The sequence below is a fragment of the Prosthecobacter sp. genome (genome assembly GCF_029946185.1).
GTDB lineage: Bacteria > Verrucomicrobiota > Verrucomicrobiia > Verrucomicrobiales > Verrucomicrobiaceae > Prosthecobacter.
Genome location: NZ_JAQSEA010000256.1, coordinates 1 through 16,332 on the forward strand (window position 1 = coordinate 1; position 16,332 = coordinate 16,332).

Consider the following 16,332-nt stretch of genomic DNA (forward strand, 5'->3'; position numbering starts at 1 on the left):
TGAATAAAGTCCGGCAGATACTCCTTCGCCTTCTTCTCACCCACCCCGCGAATTTTAAGCCCCGCTTCAATCGTCTTCGGCTTCAGCCGCGTCATAAACTCCAGCGTTTGATTGCTGAAAATGAGGTACGGCGGCACGCCTTCCGCCTCCGCCATGGTGCTGCGGTGGCGCTTGAGCTTCTCAAACAGCGCATCATCAAACCCAAGCTCCCGCGCGGCAAGTTCTTCGTTCAGCGCCGTCTTGCCCTTCGGCTTCGTCACCGCTGCCTGCATCGAAGGCCAGCGCATCTTCACGTTCTGCCCCTTCTTCATCACCTCCGCACCACGTGAAGTCAGCGTGACCTTCGGATACTCACCCCCGCTGGTCTCGATCAGTCCCAGTTTTTCGATTTCGACAAAAAGCGGGTGCAGCGCATGCGTACCCACATCCTTAAGCAGCCCGTAGGTCGTGAGTTGGTCATGCCCGGCATCCACGATCTCCTTCGACTTGCTGCCCACAAGCATCTGGATGATGCGCCCTTTACCAAAACGTCCTTCCCAGGTGCCATCCGCCAGCTTCGTGGACATGCGGGCGATCCCGCTCAGCGCCTGCCGTAGCAGCGTGACTTCGTCCGCGCCCCCTTCTCGCGGCCCTTCAACGCCTTCAGCCCGGCACACATCGCAGGTGCCGCAGGGCGTGCTTTCACTCTCGCCGAAGTAGCGCAAAATCTGCTCCTGACGGCAGGCCTTGTCGTCATAGCAAAGTTCAACCATCGCCTTCAGCTTCGAGCGGTCACGCAGGTCTTTATCTCTCAAAGCATCCGTGTCGAATTTCAAATCTCGCGTCAGCACATTCGGTTGCAGCAGCCGCGTCCCACGGATGCGTTTGCCGGGTATGTCAAAGCGCTCGATGTAATCGTTGCGGACGAGATAGCTGAGCGTCGAACCAATCGCCATGCTGTTCTTCGCCCCTGAACTTTTCGTGATGTCATCAATCGACGCCTGCACCTCATTCGCGGAGTCCGCCGCATTCAGCAGCGTCTGGTACACATTGCGGATGATGTCCACGCTGGGATTGTTCCCATCAATGAAAAACTCCTGCGTCTTGGTGTCCGCAAAATTGAAAAACAGGTCACACTGCGAAGGCTCGCCATCACGTCCCGCACGCCCTGCCTCCTGGTAGTAGGCCTCCACACTGCCAGGCACATCGAAGTGCACCACAAACCGCACATCAGAGCGGTCAATCCCCATGCCAAAGGCATTGGTCGCCACCGCGACATCCGCCTTCTTCGAAATGAACTTCGTCTGCCGCGACTCACGCTCCTTGTCATCCAGCCCCCCGTGGTATTCGATCGCCTTCAGCTTCCACGAACGCAGTTCCTCACCGACCTCCTCGACACGCTTACGCGTGGAACAGTAAATGATCCCCGTCTTGAACTGCGTGATGATCTTCCTCAGCCGCTCATACTTGTCCGCGTTCGATTTCGTATGCGCGATGTTCAAACTCAGGTTGGGCCGCTCAAAGCCACGGATCGTCACAAACGGATCACGCAGCGCCAGCGTCTTCAAAATGTCATCCCTCACCTCCGGCGTCGCCGTCGCCGTCAGGGCCACGACCTGCGGCCGGTCCAGTTGCGCCAGCGCATCCCCCAGCCGCATGTAATCAGGCCGGAAATCATGCCCCCATTGCGAAAGACAGTGCGCCTCATCCACCGCCACCAGCGCAATCTGCACCTGCCTCAGCGCATTCGTAAACGCCCGGCTGCGAAACCGCTCCGGTGCCACATAGACCAGCTTGTAATCCCCTCGTCGCAGCGACTCAATGCGCTCCTGCTGCTCGCCCAGCGAGATCGAGCTGTTGATCAGCGTCGCAGGAATGCCCCGCCTCTCAAGCGCATCCACCTGATCCTTCATCAAGGCAATCAGCGGACTCACCACCACCGTCACACCATCCATCACCATCGCAGGAAGCTGGTAGCACAGCGATTTGCCGCCGCCCGTGGGCATGATCACCATCGTGTCCCGCCCGCTCAGGATGTTTGCCATCACCGTTTCCTGCCCATCCAGAAACTCCCGAAAACCAAAATACTTCTGCAACGCCATCTTGGCGTCGTGAATAGGAGTGGAGGCAGCGGTTGGAAGAAGGTCGGACACGGACCCCGCATCATGCATGCTGCAAGGATTGGCCGCAAGAAGACGCAAAAATAACAAACGTTAGCTCTCAAACAACACTTTGGATGCGGCGCATCATGCCAGGTCGTAGGATGGGTGTGGCGACAGCCCGCCCGTCCCCCAGCGTGCTGCAAACACGGCAGCATGCGCACACCCTCGAAGCCGGGCGGTTTGGCGAAGAGACTGGCGGAACACCGGAATCCTTTCGACGCCGAACACACCCAGCCTTTTGCGCCTCTTTGCGGCCACTCAATGCTCATCCTTATTCCCAGCAGCCCTCGGCTTCAGCGTGGGCGTAAACCCATACTTCTCACCCGCCTGCCGGAGACACTTCACGATGTTCCCCTCTTCAAACTCCAGCGCCTCCTCCAGCCTGAGTCCGGCAGTCTTGGGCATCTTGTCCGCCTTGCGCTCACGCACCATCGTCAGCGTGCGGGCCAGCTCCGCACCCGGCTTGTCAGGAAAGGTGGCCCAATAGCCCGGTTTGAGACACGGAATATCCAGCGGATCCCGCGTGATCATCTCCAGATAGTAGTCGATGTCCGGATTGTACTTCTCAAACAAGGCAAACATGCGCGGCAGATCCAGGATCCCCTCGCCCAGCGGCACCTCCGCCAGCAAAAAACCCGTCGGCATCTCCTGCACCGCCATGTCCTTGATGTGCGTCGTCACCGCATAGGGCGCGAGCGTCTCCACCACCGTCATCGGATCTTCCAGCAAAGCGATGCTGTTACCCGTATCGACACACGCACCGATGTGCGGACTGCTGAGTCGCCCCAGCAACTCCGCCAGTTCCGCCGCATGGAAATCCTTGTGATTCTCAATGCCAATCTTCACCCGCTGCCTCCGTGCAACCGGCTCCGCAAGCTGCATGGATCTAAATGCACCGTCTTTCCAATGCGTAAAATCCTCCAGACTTGAAAACAATTCATAGCGCCGCCCACCCGTCGCAGAACGAAAAATCACAGCCCCCGCTTCCTTGGCAATGCGCACCTCCTTCTCAAAGCGCCCCACATCATTCTCGTTCCTGGGCAAAGTGATGCTGCCCTCCAGCTTCATCCCGTAAGATTCACACGTCGCCCTCACTTTCCCCGCAAACTCACTCGTCCACCCACCCACCAGAGTCTGCAACCCGCCCACACCCAGATCCCGTACGTGATCCAGCACATCCAGCGCATGCCCAAACGGCGGATACTTTAAATTGGAGTACTTCCCCTGCCACCGCTTCCAATACGAATGAATCACAATCCCCATCTTCTTCCCCTGCAACGCACCCGCTGCAGGCAGAGCGGCCGCAAAAGCAGCAGTAGAGGTGAGAAAGGCGCGACGATTCATACGACTTCAGACAACGTGTGCGAAAATGAAATCATTTCTCCCACTCGACCAACAGTTTTTTTACCGAAGCGATGATTGGAAGATCCAAATTTGAATTTCATGCTGGTAGCCGGCTAATGCAGTGTCAAACCTCGCCGCCACATCTAAGAATTCCTGTCCCCAGCTGCTGCTCAGGCTAACTTCTTGGATTGCAGCAGTGGGGGCAAAAAGAGTGGAGAGCCTTGAAAGGTCGAAGAGGCAATCCAACTCAATATTTGAAACGAACTGATCAAATTCAATCAACGCTTCTCCAGCATTGTCCCAGCGAGACCAATTGAAATCGTTTTCTCGAAGTGCTAGTAGTTCCCTAGTTTGCTTGAGAACATTAAGCAGCTCCTCCTTGGCGTTATGCATGGCAGCAGTCGTGAATCACCTCACCACTCCACCCACCCACTCCGGCTGCCGCTTCGCCAGACACTCAGAAAGCCATCGCACCAGATCAGCCACAGAGTCATGCTTCTTCCGCAACGTATTCAGCGCAGCCCAGTCGAGCGTTTGCCGAGACGTCGGCAGCGTGATCTTCTGAATGCGCAGCAGATGGTGTACCGCCTCAAACTCGGCCGCACTCATCGCGCGGAGCTCCTTCGCAGAAGGAAGGTCATCCAACACCGTGAGCGGAATGCCAAGGCTGCTGATGCCCACGCCAAACTGATGTCCGAGACTGCGCAAAGCATCCACTAGCGCCTCATCATTCAACCCTTCTGCGATCACGATCTCGCTCTGCAGCGTCCACCGCGTGGCGCTCAGCGCTTGGAAAAAGTCGGCGCTGAAGGTATCAGGCGCGACACTGAGCTTGAGCTGTACACCAGCCAGCCCCACTTCGGGTCCACCCAGATGACGGCGAAGATCAAGCATCGCCGCATCAAAGCGCGGTGCGTCATCACTGCCAGTGTCGAGATCCCAGTCAGCCACCACAAGATCAGGAATATCCCATTCACCTTCCATGCTGGGCGTCCCGCTGTTGTTGCGGTTGAGCAGGAACGGATACCGCGAGCGCTGCAGACAGAGCCGCTCATAGATGGCCACCATCCGCAGATAGCGCGACCAGCACTGATCGTTCTCGCCAATCTCGCTGTCGAACAAACCCTGCCGGGCAACTCCATTGCTGCCGGACACCGTTTTCTTCTGCCTCTGGTAGTATCCCTGACCCTGATCCACCTTCGCAATGGGCGACGTGGGATCGTAGCTGAGAATGGAAAAATGATAGCGCAGCGTGGCATCGCTGTAGCCATCGCCGAGGCGCAACCGCACAAGGCGGATGAGTTCGGTGCCCTTGATCGAATCCGCAGGATCATGCGGTAAGATTTCGGGCAGCAGTAGTCGCAGTTGTTCGCGTAGGTTCATCCTTGGTCCTGTGTTACAGCATGGCTGCGAAGCAGTTGTCTAGTCAACAACAGAAACACATCAGCCACGGCGCTCCTCACGAATCACATAGCGCGTGCGTCGGCTGTTCAACCAGCGCACGCCAAACATGTCCATCGTCGCACGCAGCGCCCGGTTGCCAAAGCCATACTTGCTCACGCCATGAATACGCGCGCGGTGGTTCACCGGCATTTCAGTCACGCGCCAGCCCATGTTGCGAATGAGAGCGGGAATAAAACGGTGCATCCCGTTGAAGAGCAGCAGAGCCTCGCGGCAGTCACGGCGCATCACCTTGAGCGTGCAGCCCGTATCGCGCACATGATCACCCACAAAACGGGAGCGCACAAAATTGGCGATGCGGCTCTGCAGCCGCTTGAACGTGGTATCCTTGCGCTTCGCACGGTAGCCGCACACCAGGTCATAGCCGCCATCTTCATCCAGCTTCGCAATCATCGCGGGAATGTCCGCAGGGTCATTTTGCAGATCGCCATCCAGCGTCACAATCACATCTCCCAGCGCAGCATAGATGCCCGCATGCATCGCAGCGCTCTGCCCGCTGTTCTTTTCAAAAACGATCACTCGCACCCGCTCACCTCGCTGCACCCGCGCCAGCGTCTGATCCTTCGATCCATCATCCACCAGCACCAGTTCGTAATCCCGTCCTCCCAGGACTTTGTCGATCTGCTCCTGCATCTCCACGACATTGTCCTCCTCATTGTAGAGCGGCACGACGACGGAAATGGCAGGTGATGAAGGCATGGAGGCGAAAAGGGCGTCAAAAGTCGGGCGCTCGATAATCGTGGCAAGCGAAGATTTTCAACCAACGCACCTCATTCCCCGCATGCATGACCCGTGCAACCGAGAGCAACTCCATGCGCTGAAACCGATTTTTCAGAGAATCAGACACTCCGCTCGCCGCCCTCTCCTCAGTGACAAACAGCGCGCTACGCCCAGCAAAAGAGCGCAGATCGCTGGCAGCAAACTGTACCGCTTCGGTCCCGCCGAGGTAGTGATCCAGCTCCACCGCGAGCCGCCAGTCACCCGCGAGGACGAACCACACCCCCTCTCCACCCGCCTGCTTCAGCACCGCAGAAACGACTCCAGCACTTTCACGCCAGCCACGCATGCTCTTGGAAGGATCAGCGCTCAATGCATGCGTATAGTCGGTCTCGGCACCGGGCTTGTCTGAAAATCGCCATGCCAGCCCCAGCGTGCGCGGCAGATCCGTCTGCAGCAGAAAGGCGCTTTGCAGCGCAGCGAGCACAATGGTGACCGTGCGCAGGCTGATCTTCTGCTCGATCACCGCCGTGCGGGCCACCGTGCTGCGGTGCGCAAGCAGCATCGCCCCGAACAGCATCCACACCACACCACCCGTGTCCGGCCAGCCTTCATGCGGTCCATAAAAAAAATCGAGCGCCGCCAGCGGCAGCAGCATCGCCATCGGCAGGCTGCGCTGGGACTCCAGCATCCCACTCCTGAATCCCGCACGCACAGCCAGCACAAACAGCCCCAGCAGCAGCGGCGAAGCGAGCACAATCCAGCGCAGCACATTCGGAATCACACGCCACTCCGGCAGCCAATGCCCCGCCACAAACACCGGCCAGCCATGCACACCCTGCCAGATCACCCAGCACAGCACCACCACCGACCATGCAGCCAAGACAGCCCTGAAACCCGAACCATTCAGGTGATGCCGCAGCCGCTTGGACAACCCAAAGACGCACACCACCGCCGCCATCGTGGCCAGGGCGGGCGGCTGCGCCAGCGCCGTACCCGCCACGCACGCCGAAGCCCACCACCACGCCCGGTTCAGCGCATCACCCTTCACCAGCGCACGGCGCACACACAGCGCCGCTGCCGGCACCAGCACGCAGGCAATGGTCCCCGGAGTCAGCGTGACAGCAGCGAGATTGAAAGCAGGCAGCACATTCACGATCACCACCGCCCAGCCCGCGATCTGCTCATCAAACAGCTCACGTGCAAGCCGCCACACCATCAGCGATGCCGCCAGCGCCAGCAGCGGCGCAAAGAACCTCACTCCAAATTCACCCCCACCACCAATCAGCATCCCCAGCCTGGCCACGAGCGGCACCAGCGGCCCCATCTCAAAAAAACTGCCCCACAGACCATGTTTGACGCAGAAAACCGCCAGCGCCTCACCCGGCGCGAGTTCCAGCGTCGGCAGCAGCGCCCAGCGCCAGAGCGTGAGCAGGCCAAGGGCGGCAAGGAGAAAGCGCTGGCGCTGCATGGTGGTTGAGCGCATTGAATAGAGGACGCCGCCGACAAGTCAAAGTGTCGTCTCCAATCTCCCCACTCTTATGAAACGTCTCTTTCTGCTCCCGCTGCTGCTCGCATCCTTGCTGCGTGCCGAAGACCCACAGCCGAAAACCGCCGAGCAAATCATTCGCATCGTGCAGAACAGCTACGCCCTGCAAAACTACAAAATGAATGGCTCATTGCGTGACGACAACTCCGGTCGCACCGAACCCATGACCCTCACGATGGAAGACCGGGTCATGCGCTTCCTGTTTAAAAATCCGCCACCCGAAATCGTGCATCTGGATATGAACACCTCGCCAGCCACCCTGTATCAGGTGCGCGCTGGCGGCTCGTCCGTGGTGCCTGACGCCCAGCATGGCAACAAAGTGCGCGGCATGGAGTTCAACTACGAAGACCTCTCCCTCGGCTTCCTCTACTGGCCGCGTCCCCAGCTCATGGGCGAAGACCGTGTCAGCGGCCAGAAATGCTGGATCGTCCGTGTCACCAACCCCAGCAGCCAGGGCCCCTACTACGTGGTGGATCTCTGGGTCCATCAGGGCAGCGGCGGCGCTGCAAAGATGGCAGCCTTTAATCGCCAGAGCAAAGTCGTGAAACGCTACCAGGTGACGAAGGTGCAGAAAGTCGAAGGCGCGACGACGCTGAAGGAGCTGCGCATCGAGTCCATCAATCCCGCCAACGGCGATGTCATCGGCCGCACCTACATGAAGCTGGAAGATCCGGTAAAGAATAAGTAACGCAACGCCTCAGGCAGGAGAGAAGCGGAGAACCTCGCCTCTCGTCGTCTCCCTCCCTGCACCTGAACCGTCATGAAATTCATCATTCTCGCCACACTGCTTTTCGCCTCGTCTCTGCAAGCCTCAGCGGCGCAGCCGAAGACCGCTGAGCAAATCCTGCTCGATGTGCGTCAAAGCTACGCCGGGCAGAACCAAAAGCTGCAGGGCGAACTGCGTGACAGCGACTCCGGCCGCACCGAACCACTGGAGCTCACCATGGGAAATCAGATCATGAGCTTCCTGTTCACCAACCCACCACCCGAGACCATCCGTCTCGATTTCAACACCTCTCCCGCCAAGCTCTATCAGGTTCGCAGCGGCACCTCAAAGCAGGTTCCATCCAGCCAGCTTGGCAGCCAGGTGCGCGGCATGGACTTGAACTATGAAGATCTCTCTCTCGGCTTTCTCTACTGGCCGCGCCCGCAGCTCATGGGTGAAGCCCGTGTCAGCGGTCAGAAGTGCTGGATCGTGCGAGTCATGAACCCCGGCAGACAAGGCCCCTACTATGCCGTGGACATCTGGGTGCATCAGGCCAGCGGTGGCGCGGCAAAGATGGCAGCCTACGACCGCAGCAGCAAGGTCATCAAACGCTACGAAGTCACCAAGATCCAGAAAGTGAATGGCACCAATGCTTTGAAAGAACTGCGGTTCGAAACTCTCGATCCCGCCAGCGGCAAAATCCAAGGCCGCACCTACATGAAGATGAACAAACCCGCAAAACCCTAACGCGACGCATGCAACCGCCGCGCAAATTTAAACCCCACCCCTTCGCCTATCACCAGGAGCTGGACGTCCGCATCGAAAGCCTCACCAATGAGGGCGCTGGAGTCGCCCGTGTCGATGGCTGGGTCGTCTTCGTTCCGTTCACGCTCGCCGGAGAGCTGGTGAAGTGCCGCGTCTTCCGCAATCACAAGAACTACAGCGAGGCCGACTTCGTCTCAGTCATTGAGCCAGCACCGAACCGCGTCACCCCACTGTGCAACTTGTTCGGCCAGTGCGGCGGCTGCCAGTACCAGCACCTCGCCTATGAAGAGCAGTTGCTCTCGAAGCAACGCCAGGTCTCCGATCTGCTCAAGCACATGGCCAAAATCGAGCATCCCGTCTCCCCGGTGATCCCCTCACCCGTCCAATACGGCTACCGCTCCAAGATCACCCCCCACTTTCAGCGCCCCAAGGAGGGCGGCATCGGTGCCATCGGCTTCCTCCGCGCCCGCACCCGCAATGCCATGGTCGATGTCGAGCAGTGCCCCATCGCCATGCCCGAACTCAATGCGCAGCTCGCCACCGTCCGCGAGCGCGCCCGCGCAAACTCCGCCGAGTTCAAAAACGGTGCCACTCTCCTCATGCGTGCCGCCGATAACGGCGTCCTCACCCGTCCCGATGAAATCGCCATCGAAGAAGTGGACGGCGTCCGCTTCGAGTTCCAGGCCGGCGACTTCTTCCAGAACAATCCCTTCATTCTGCCCAAGTTCGTCCGCCACGCCATTGACGAAGCCAAAGCCACCGGCGCGAAATATCTAGTCGATGCCTACTGCGGCAGCGGCCTCTTCGCCATCAGCGCCGCACGCGAATTCGAACAGGTCATCGGCGTCGAGATCTCCGAAAGCGCCGTCAAAAAAGCCGCCCACAACGCTGAGATCAATTCCCTCACCAACTGCCGCTTCATCGCTGCAGATGCCCAGCACGTTTTCAAAGACGTCCCGCATGCCGGATCCGACACCGTGGTCATCATCGATCCACCGCGCGCTGGCAGCAGCCCCGAGTTCTTGCAGCAGCTCTTCGCCTTCGGCCCCAAAGGCGTCGTTTACATCTCCTGCAATCCCGCCACTCAAATGCGCGATCTCGTCCTCTTCACCGAAGCCGGATTCAAGCTCGGCACCGTGCAGCCCTTCGATCTCTTCCCGCAGACCAAGCATCTCGAATGCGTCATGACCCTGAGCCGCGATCCCGATGCATACGTCGCTCAGCATTCCTATACAGAGAGCGTGCCCATCGAAGAATCCGAACTCCCTGCCGCCGCCTGACATCAACGCGCTGCGCCCATGAACCGTTTCGAATTCGCCACCGCCCAGCGTATCATCTTCGGTCGCGGCGTCTTCCGCGAGTTGCCCGAACTCTGCCGCAGCTTCGGCCAGCGCACCCTCCTCATCACCGGCAGCCGTCCCCAGCAATGGGAAGCGCACCTACCGCATGTAGCCGTCCACTCCATTCGCGGTGAACCCACCGTCGAAGACATCACAACCGGCGTCGCGCTCGCCAAACAGCATGGCGCTGATGTCATCGTCGCCCTCGGCGGTGGCAGCGTCGTCGATGCCGGCAAAGCCATCGCCGCCATGGCTACGCAGCCCGATGATTTGATGCGCTACATCGAAGTCATCGGCGCAGGCAAATCGCTCGATGCCGCCCCTCTGCCCTACATCGCCGTACCCACCACCGCCGGCACCGGCGCCGAAGCCACCAGAAACGCCGTCATCGCCAGCCCAGAGCACCGCGTCAAAGCCAGCCTGCGTCATGTCTCCATGCTGCCCCGCATCGCCTTGATCGATCCCGAACTCGCCATCGATGTCCCGCCCGCCATCACCGCCGCCAGCGGCATGGATGCCCTCACCCAATGCCTCGAAGCCTTCGTCTGCTCCCGTGCGCAGCCCATGACCGACGCCCTCTGCCTCGATGGCATCCAGCGCGCCATTCGCTCCCTCGAACGCGCCTTCCAAAACGGCCACGACCTTGAAGCTCGTGAAGACATGGCCCTCTGCGCGCTCAACAGCGGCATCGCCCTCGCCAACGCCGGCCTCGGAGCCGTCCACGGTTTCGCCGCCCCCATCGGCGGCATGTTTCACGCCCCCCATGGAGCCGTCTGCGCCGCCCTCCTCGCCCCCGTTTGGGAGGCCAACTCCAAGCGCGTCACAGACCGCACCAAGTTCACTCAAGTCGATTCCATGCTAGGCGGAGATGCCATATCCTATCTCCACGCCCTCACCTCACGCCTCCAAATTCCCAAGCTCAGCCACTGGGGCATCACAGACGCCGACCTCAACGAAATCGCCCAAAAAGCCGCAGCCGCCAGCAGCATGAAAGCAAACCCCGCTTCACTGTCGCACGACGAACTGGTCAGCATTTTACGCACCGCGCGATAGCGTCCCCGGAGTGCGGCGCTTCAGCGCCGCTCTCGCCACACCCACAAAAGCCAAGTCACCCCAGCCTCTCAAAGCACCCATGCCCAGGAGTCCAGATCAGCCCCCACCCTGGCCGCACGCTCCCACCCATCTCCTAGACGCCAGCGGCATCTACTTCATCACCGCCGCCACACACCTCAAACAGCATCACTTCCGCGATCCCACCCGCCTAGACGTCCTCCAGCGCGGCCTCCTGACCATCACCCACCAGTTCGGCTGGCGACTCGAAGCATGGTCCGTCTTCTCCAATCACTACCACTTCATCGCCAAAACACCGTCTGACGCAGCGGACGCCGAATCACTACCCAAGATGATCCGCGCCCTGCACGGCCCCTTGTCCCGATGGGTAAACAAACTCGACGGCACACCAGATCGCAAAGTCTGGCACAACTACTGGGAAACTCTGCTCACACAGCAGACCTCTTATTTCGCACGATTGAATTACACACACAACAACCCGGCAAAGCACGGACTGGTCGAAGATTCACGGGATTACCCCTGGTGCTCAGCGGCTTGGTTTGAGAAAATGACTCCACCCGCGATGGCGAAAGCGATTTCACGGTTCAAGACCGACCGGCTCAAAATAGATGATGATTTTCAGCCCGAGTGATGGGTAGAGCCTGCTCAAGCGAAGCTGCGCACCCTACTCCCCCGTCACTTAAAATTCGTCTTGAACGTCTCCCCAGGCTTCATCCCAAGAAACTTAACCCGCAAATCCGGATGCGATTGCAGATACCTCGACAGCTCAGGGCAGTTGGTCTCAAAATGGAGGAACTGATTGTCATCCGCGAACACCGCCATGATGTAGTATTTATACTCGTGCCCGCCCACATTGCTGCTGTCACGATCGGAATCATAGCGCGTCGATAAAGCTTTGAATTCAACGCTGCGACGAGAACCCTTTGGCACGGCGGGAATTCCCAGGGTCTCGGACGTGGCAATAATGAGCTCTTCTTGGCCTCGCTGGTATTTGGCCGACGTCTCCATCGTCACCAGCAGGAAGGTGGCGGAAGCCGAAGCCATGGGCTGAGTGCGTGCACTCTCAATGATAATCTCCGGCGTCATCGTCATCGTCATCATGTACGACGACCCTCCGACCGGACTGTTCCGCTTGCCCACTTTGGCCTGGATATGCAGTGAGGGATATTTTTTGTCCAGTTCCGCCTTGCTGCCTTTACCCGGTTGCTGCCCGGCGATATTCAGACTGACGCTAATCAAGGCAATGACGCCCACCCATATGTTTTTCCGATTCATAAGCAGGATAAAACCACAATTTTATTCCAATCGTCAAGCTTCTAAACGCTTTCCATTTAGAGCAACCATCCCGGCTGCCCCCGTCTTTCTCTGCAAGATGAACGCTCACACAACCAAAAAGAAAGCCGGGGTCGCTTTCGCAAACCCCGGCCCCGCTCGTTGTTGGTTGCGGTAGTTATTTGATGACACCGGCAAAGCCAGCGTCATTGAGGGCGGCCGTCAGTTCGGCTTTGGTGAACTCGCCCTCGACAGTGAATGAAGTGGACTTGGCGACGATGTCGCTCTTCGTGATGCCAGGAACGGTCTTCACCGCATTGGCAGCGGCAGTCTCGCACTTCTTGCAGCAGAGATGCACGCCGGAAACAGTAGCCTTCGTCATCTTCACTTCCGGCTTCTTGCTCGCCGTTGTTTTGCTGGCGGACTTGGAAGGTTCACCACCTTCGATCTTCCCGAAGTATCCTGCGGCAATGATCGCCTCAGCGGCTTTCATGGCATCGCCCTTCTTCTTCGAGGTGATGGTCACCGTCGTGCTCTTTTCAGGCACGTCGATCGTGACACCTTCACCGATCGATCCGGCTTTGGTGATTCCCTTGGCGCAGCTGCCGCAGCAGTTGTGCACGCCAGTCATGGTGAGTGTGGTCTCAGCGCGCACGGATGCGGCAAGAGCGAGAATAGAAAGCAGCGTGAAGAATTTCATAAGCGAACACTGAGACGATACGACAAGTCGGTTTCTTTGCACAATTTAATTTTTAACGTCGAATCGCAGTCATGAATCCACGCGCAATGATCGTGTCATGATACTCGCCCGGCGTGAAACCCGCCTCATCCAGCAGTGCCGCATACTCGCCCACACTGTAGCATTTCCCCTGCGTAGAATGCATCAGCAGACATGAATACTCAGCCACATGCAGAGGCCCCGTCTTGTCTGCATTGATGATCGCATCATGAATGATCAGCAGCCCGCCCACTGGCAGCGCCGCATGTGAAACAGCCAGCAGCTTCTTCACTTCCGGCACGCCCCAGTCATGCAGCACGTTGGAATAGAGATGCACATCAAATCCCGCAGGCAGTCCATCAAACATGTTGCCCGTCGCCACGCTCACACGCTCTGCACAGCCACGCTCCTCGATCAATTTGCCCGCGATCCGATCCACCGGTGCCTGATCAAACGCGACCGCCTTCATGTGCGTGTGCTGCGCAGCAATCCCACACGCATAGATCCCCGAACCCGCGCCGATATCCAGCAGACGCGCCCGCCCGCTGAGGTCCAGCTTCTTCGCCAGCGCCTGCGAGAGATACACGCCACGGCAGTCCATCGCCGCCGTAAACTTCCGAGCGAAATCCTCCTGCTCCATCGCCTTGTGCCAGTCAAAGGCCTTCTTGTCTCCACTCCACCCCGCCGGCTTGTCCGTCTTGAGCACCTCCAAAAAATCACGCGCGATAGGCCGGTCATGCAGGGACGCATAATAAGGCCTCACATCCCACACCGTTCCCGCGCACAAAAACTCACCAGTCACCTCCGTCGTCTCAAACACACCTCCAACATTTCTCACCCACCCATTCGCCGCAAACAACGTCATCATCGTATCCGCCGGACGCTCCGTGAATCCAAAGTGCTCACAGACACCCGCCAGCGAAGACGGATTCGCCGACAGCCACGTGAAAAAATCCACACTCAGCGCCGCCGTCACCATGTCAGCGGCATACAGGCAGTCACGGTAACGATAGATGTTAAGCGGGTCAGTGGCAGGCGCGGAGGTAAGGTCGTGTGGCATGGTGTGGCATTGATTTCTAGCGGATGGCCGAAAGAAACGAAAGAAATGAAAAAAGACTTCGGACACGCCGCCCGTTGACTTGCCTCCCATCTCCTGACAGCATCGCCCCGCCATGTCCTCTCCCGCACCCAAACTCACCACCACTCACTGGCTCATCATCATCATCGCCAGCATTGGCTTCTTGTTTGACACCTATGAGCTCCTGATGACGCCCCTCGTCGCGGCCCCGGCCATCGCCGAACTGCTCAAGCTCCCGATGAACAACCCCATCGTGACCACCTGGGTGGGCAATCTCCTCTGGATCGCCGCCCTCTGCGGCGGCGTCTTCGGTCTGCTCGGCGGCTGGCTCGTCGATCAATTCGGCCGCAAGAAGATCATGGCCGCATCCATCTTCCTCTACTCATTCTCACCGTTCTGCGCAGCCTACTCCACCTCGCTGGAGATGTTCGTGTTTTTCCGCAGCACCACCTTCATCGGCGTATGTGTCGAGTTTGTCGCCGCCATCACCTGGCTCGCCGAAGTTTTCGAAGACAAAAAGCAGAAGGAAAAGTGGATGGGCATCACCCAGGCCTTTGCATCCCTCGGCGGCATCTTTGTGACGATGGTCAGCGCATGGGTCATCAAGCACGGCGCGGACCTCCCCCACATCAGCCTCCCCTTTGGCCTGGGCTCCGATGCACCCGCCTCATGGCGCTACCTCCTCATGACGGGTATCCTCCCGGCCATCCCCATCGCCTTGCTGCTTCCCTTTGTGCCAGAATCCAAGGTGTGGAAAGACAAGAAAGCCGCCGGCACGCTCAAGCGTCCCAGCTTTGCCGCCCTGTTCGCGCCAGAACTGCGTCGCGTGACCTTGGTCACCGCCGCCCTGTCAGCCTGCGCCTACGGCATCGCCTTTGGTGCACTGCAGGTCACCGTCGCCCGTGTCACACCAGGTCTGCCCGAACTCCGCACCGAGTCCAAGGCGCTCGCCCCTCTGCGCAAAGCCGGTGAAAACCTCAACAAGCAGCTCAATGCACTGCCCGCCGACGATCCAGCGCGCAAAGACCTCATCGCTCAGATCAAGGCCAACTTCGGTCAGCAACTCCCCCTCAATGATGCCGTGAAAAAGATGGCCAATACCGTGCAGCTCCATCAGGAAATCGGTGGCCTCGTGGGTCGAATCGCTCTGGCCATCCTTCTCATCATTGGCATCCGCCGCGTCGCCTTGCTGAAGATCTTCCAAGTTCCCGCCCTCATCATCCTCCCGCTGACCTACTTCTATTACTTCGAACAGGGCGGCCACACCTTCCTCTGGGCCTATGGCATCTGCGGCCTCCTCACCGTCGCTCAGTTCAGTTACTTCGGCGAATACCTGCCCAAGGTGTTCCCCATGCATCTGCGCGGCACCGGCGGCAGCTTCGCCACCAACGTCGGCGGTCGCATGATCGGCACCAGCATGGCCTTCGTCACCACCAATCTCGTCGCCCCCATGCTCGCCGGCAACGGCCCCATGCTCCCCATGCACGTCGCCAAAGCCGCCGGCATTGTCGCCAGTTGCATCGTCGTCATCAGCTTCGCCCTCGGCTTCCTCCTGCCCGAACCGAAGGCGGAGGAAGGTTGAATCGAGCTCCGTTCAATTGCCACAACGTCATGTCAGACGAGCAAAAGCCGCTTTCCCCTTGGGGCCTTGTAGCATGGGCGCTGGTGTGTTCCGTTGGACTGACGGGAATATGGTTCGCGGTCATGATCATTGTGCCGAGCGCACAAACAATCATGGAGGACCACCAGAGCAGCATCTCTGGGCATTTCAGCGCAGCTTTCACGTTACAACATGTGGTTTATCATGCGCTTTATCCGTTGATCGTTCTTGGAGGCGTTCTCTTTTTGTGCGGAATCTCGTTTCGGAGGAAACCCAAAGTTCATGCGATCTGCAAGACTGGATTGATGAGTTTGGGAGTGCTCGGATTAGGGTTGAGCGCTTACATGTTCGCAAGCGCAGGGGTAGGCATGCGTCAGGCCAGCATCGACGGAATACGCATGCATCGGATCTACGAGCAAACGCTGACCGACTTCGCGCTGCTTGAAGCAGCACAAGACAGATATGCCCAGATCAAGGATCAGATCGAAAGCTCGAAAAATCGAAAACTCGTTGAAATCAAGTCTGTGGAAGAATTCTCAGGCCCGGAGACCCGGAGCCAGATTTCACGAC

The 16,332-nt window shown here is 58.8% G+C and carries 16 protein-coding genes; 7 read left to right on the forward strand and 9 right to left on the reverse strand.

Annotated elements, in window-relative coordinates; translation table 11 throughout:
• From PSV43_RS21185 to PSV43_RS21210, 6 genes are all read right to left on the reverse strand, one after another.
• Positions 1–2,132, reverse strand: a 2,132-nt coding sequence (locus tag PSV43_RS21185; RefSeq protein ID WP_300202350.1) for a RecQ family ATP-dependent DNA helicase, incomplete at its 3' end; no start/stop codon positions are given.
• A 267-nt stretch (positions 2,133–2,399) separates the two neighbouring features.
• Positions 2,400–3,485 (reverse strand): TIM barrel protein, encoded by a 1,086-nt coding sequence (locus PSV43_RS21190; RefSeq protein ID WP_300202353.1) that lies wholly within the window; start codon positions 3,483–3,485, stop codon positions 2,400–2,402.
• Between the two features lie 60 nt (positions 3,486–3,545).
• Positions 3,546–3,878 (reverse strand): hypothetical protein, encoded by a 333-nt coding sequence (locus tag PSV43_RS21195; protein WP_300202356.1) that lies wholly within the window; start codon positions 3,876–3,878, stop codon positions 3,546–3,548.
• A gap of 15 nt (positions 3,879–3,893) precedes the next feature.
• Positions 3,894–4,868 carry a hypothetical protein gene (locus tag PSV43_RS21200; RefSeq protein ID WP_300202359.1) on the reverse strand — a complete coding sequence of 325 codons (975 nt, stop codon included), beginning with the start codon at positions 4,866–4,868 and terminating at the stop codon, positions 3,894–3,896.
• A 60-nt stretch (positions 4,869–4,928) separates the two neighbouring features.
• Positions 4,929–5,645 carry a glycosyltransferase family 2 protein gene (locus PSV43_RS21205; RefSeq protein ID WP_300202362.1) on the reverse strand — a complete coding sequence of 239 codons (717 nt, stop codon included), beginning with the start codon at positions 5,643–5,645 and terminating at the stop codon, positions 4,929–4,931.
• Positions 5,646–5,661: 16 nt separating this feature from the next.
• The gene (locus PSV43_RS21210; protein WP_300202365.1) at positions 5,662–7,134 is read right to left on the reverse strand and encodes a glycosyltransferase family 39 protein; all 1,473 of its coding nucleotides are present in this window, start codon (positions 7,132–7,134) and stop codon (positions 5,662–5,664) included.
• 70 nt (positions 7,135–7,204) lie between these two features.
• Here PSV43_RS21210 and PSV43_RS21215 point away from each other — a divergent pair, with 70 nt between their 5' ends.
• The 5 genes from PSV43_RS21215 to PSV43_RS21235 all read left to right on the forward strand — a co-directional run bounded on the left by PSV43_RS21215 (position 7,205) and on the right by PSV43_RS21235 (position 11,725).
• Positions 7,205–7,900, forward strand: coding sequence for an outer membrane lipoprotein-sorting protein (locus PSV43_RS21215; RefSeq protein WP_300202368.1), 696 nt, complete (start codon positions 7,205–7,207; stop codon positions 7,898–7,900).
• Between the two features lie 72 nt (positions 7,901–7,972).
• Positions 7,973–8,665: an outer membrane lipoprotein-sorting protein gene (locus tag PSV43_RS21220; protein ID WP_300202371.1), complete on the forward strand. Its 693-nt coding sequence runs from the start codon at positions 7,973–7,975 to the stop codon at positions 8,663–8,665.
• 8 nt (positions 8,666–8,673) lie between these two features.
• Positions 8,674–9,963: a class I SAM-dependent RNA methyltransferase gene (locus PSV43_RS21225; protein WP_300202374.1), complete on the forward strand. Its 1,290-nt coding sequence runs from the start codon at positions 8,674–8,676 to the stop codon at positions 9,961–9,963.
• A gap of 18 nt (positions 9,964–9,981) precedes the next feature.
• The gene (locus PSV43_RS21230; protein ID WP_300202377.1) at positions 9,982–11,076 is read left to right on the forward strand and encodes an iron-containing alcohol dehydrogenase; all 1,095 of its coding nucleotides are present in this window, start codon (positions 9,982–9,984) and stop codon (positions 11,074–11,076) included.
• A gap of 79 nt (positions 11,077–11,155) precedes the next feature.
• On the forward strand, positions 11,156–11,725 hold the full coding sequence (locus PSV43_RS21235; protein ID WP_300202380.1) for a transposase: 570 nt from the start codon (positions 11,156–11,158) through the stop codon (positions 11,723–11,725).
• 44 nt (positions 11,726–11,769) lie between these two features.
• Here PSV43_RS21235 and PSV43_RS21240 read toward each other — a convergent pair whose 3' ends face one another.
• From PSV43_RS21240 to PSV43_RS21250, 3 genes are all read right to left on the reverse strand, one after another.
• Positions 11,770–12,369, reverse strand: a complete 600-nt coding sequence (locus tag PSV43_RS21240; protein WP_300202383.1) for a hypothetical protein — start codon at positions 12,367–12,369, stop codon at positions 11,770–11,772.
• Positions 12,370–12,544: 175 nt separating this feature from the next.
• Complete coding sequence (locus tag PSV43_RS21245) at positions 12,545–13,066, reverse strand: hypothetical protein (protein ID WP_300202386.1); 522 nt, start codon at positions 13,064–13,066, stop codon at positions 12,545–12,547.
• A 52-nt stretch (positions 13,067–13,118) separates the two neighbouring features.
• Complete coding sequence (locus PSV43_RS21250; protein ID WP_300202388.1) at positions 13,119–14,144, reverse strand: methyltransferase; 1,026 nt, start codon at positions 14,142–14,144, stop codon at positions 13,119–13,121.
• A gap of 112 nt (positions 14,145–14,256) precedes the next feature.
• On the opposite strand from PSV43_RS21250, the gene PSV43_RS21255 reads away from it, so the two are divergent.
• The gene (locus PSV43_RS21255) at positions 14,257–15,744 is read left to right on the forward strand and encodes an MFS transporter (protein ID WP_300202391.1); all 1,488 of its coding nucleotides are present in this window, start codon (positions 14,257–14,259) and stop codon (positions 15,742–15,744) included.
• Between the two features lie 29 nt (positions 15,745–15,773).
• On the forward strand, positions 15,774–16,332 hold a 559-nt coding region (locus tag PSV43_RS21260), incomplete at its 3' end, for a hypothetical protein (protein WP_300202394.1).

Excerpts from the sequence above, each read along its gene's own strand:
- PSV43_RS21220 (WP_300202371.1), top strand. The coding sequence starts at position 7,973 with ATGAAATTCATCATTCTCGCCACACTGCTTTTCGCCTCGTCTCTGCAA.
- PSV43_RS21245 (WP_300202386.1), bottom strand. The coding sequence starts at position 13,066 with ATGAAATTCTTCACGCTGCTTTCTATTCTCGCTCTTGCCGCATCCGTG.
- PSV43_RS21255 (WP_300202391.1), top strand. The coding sequence starts at position 14,257 with ATGTCCTCTCCCGCACCCAAACTCACCACCACTCACTGGCTCATCATC.
- PSV43_RS21205 (WP_300202362.1), bottom strand. The coding sequence starts at position 5,645 with ATGCCTTCATCACCTGCCATTTCCGTCGTCGTGCCGCTCTACAATGAG.
- PSV43_RS21210 (WP_300202365.1), bottom strand. The coding sequence starts at position 7,134 with ATGCAGCGCCAGCGCTTTCTCCTTGCCGCCCTTGGCCTGCTCACGCTC.
- PSV43_RS21215 (WP_300202368.1), top strand. The coding sequence starts at position 7,205 with ATGAAACGTCTCTTTCTGCTCCCGCTGCTGCTCGCATCCTTGCTGCGT.
- PSV43_RS21240 (WP_300202383.1), bottom strand. The coding sequence starts at position 12,369 with ATGAATCGGAAAAACATATGGGTGGGCGTCATTGCCTTGATTAGCGTC.
- PSV43_RS21225 (WP_300202374.1), top strand. The coding sequence starts at position 8,674 with ATGCAACCGCCGCGCAAATTTAAACCCCACCCCTTCGCCTATCACCAG.
- PSV43_RS21195 (WP_300202356.1), bottom strand. The coding sequence starts at position 3,878 with ATGCATAACGCCAAGGAGGAGCTGCTTAATGTTCTCAAGCAAACTAGG.
- PSV43_RS21235 (WP_300202380.1), top strand. The coding sequence starts at position 11,156 with ATGCCCAGGAGTCCAGATCAGCCCCCACCCTGGCCGCACGCTCCCACC.
- PSV43_RS21200 (WP_300202359.1), bottom strand. The coding sequence starts at position 4,868 with ATGAACCTACGCGAACAACTGCGACTACTGCTGCCCGAAATCTTACCG.
- PSV43_RS21230 (WP_300202377.1), top strand. The coding sequence starts at position 9,982 with ATGAACCGTTTCGAATTCGCCACCGCCCAGCGTATCATCTTCGGTCGC.
- PSV43_RS21190 (WP_300202353.1), bottom strand. The coding sequence starts at position 3,485 with ATGAATCGTCGCGCCTTTCTCACCTCTACTGCTGCTTTTGCGGCCGCT.
- PSV43_RS21250 (WP_300202388.1), bottom strand. The coding sequence starts at position 14,144 with ATGCCACACGACCTTACCTCCGCGCCTGCCACTGACCCGCTTAACATC.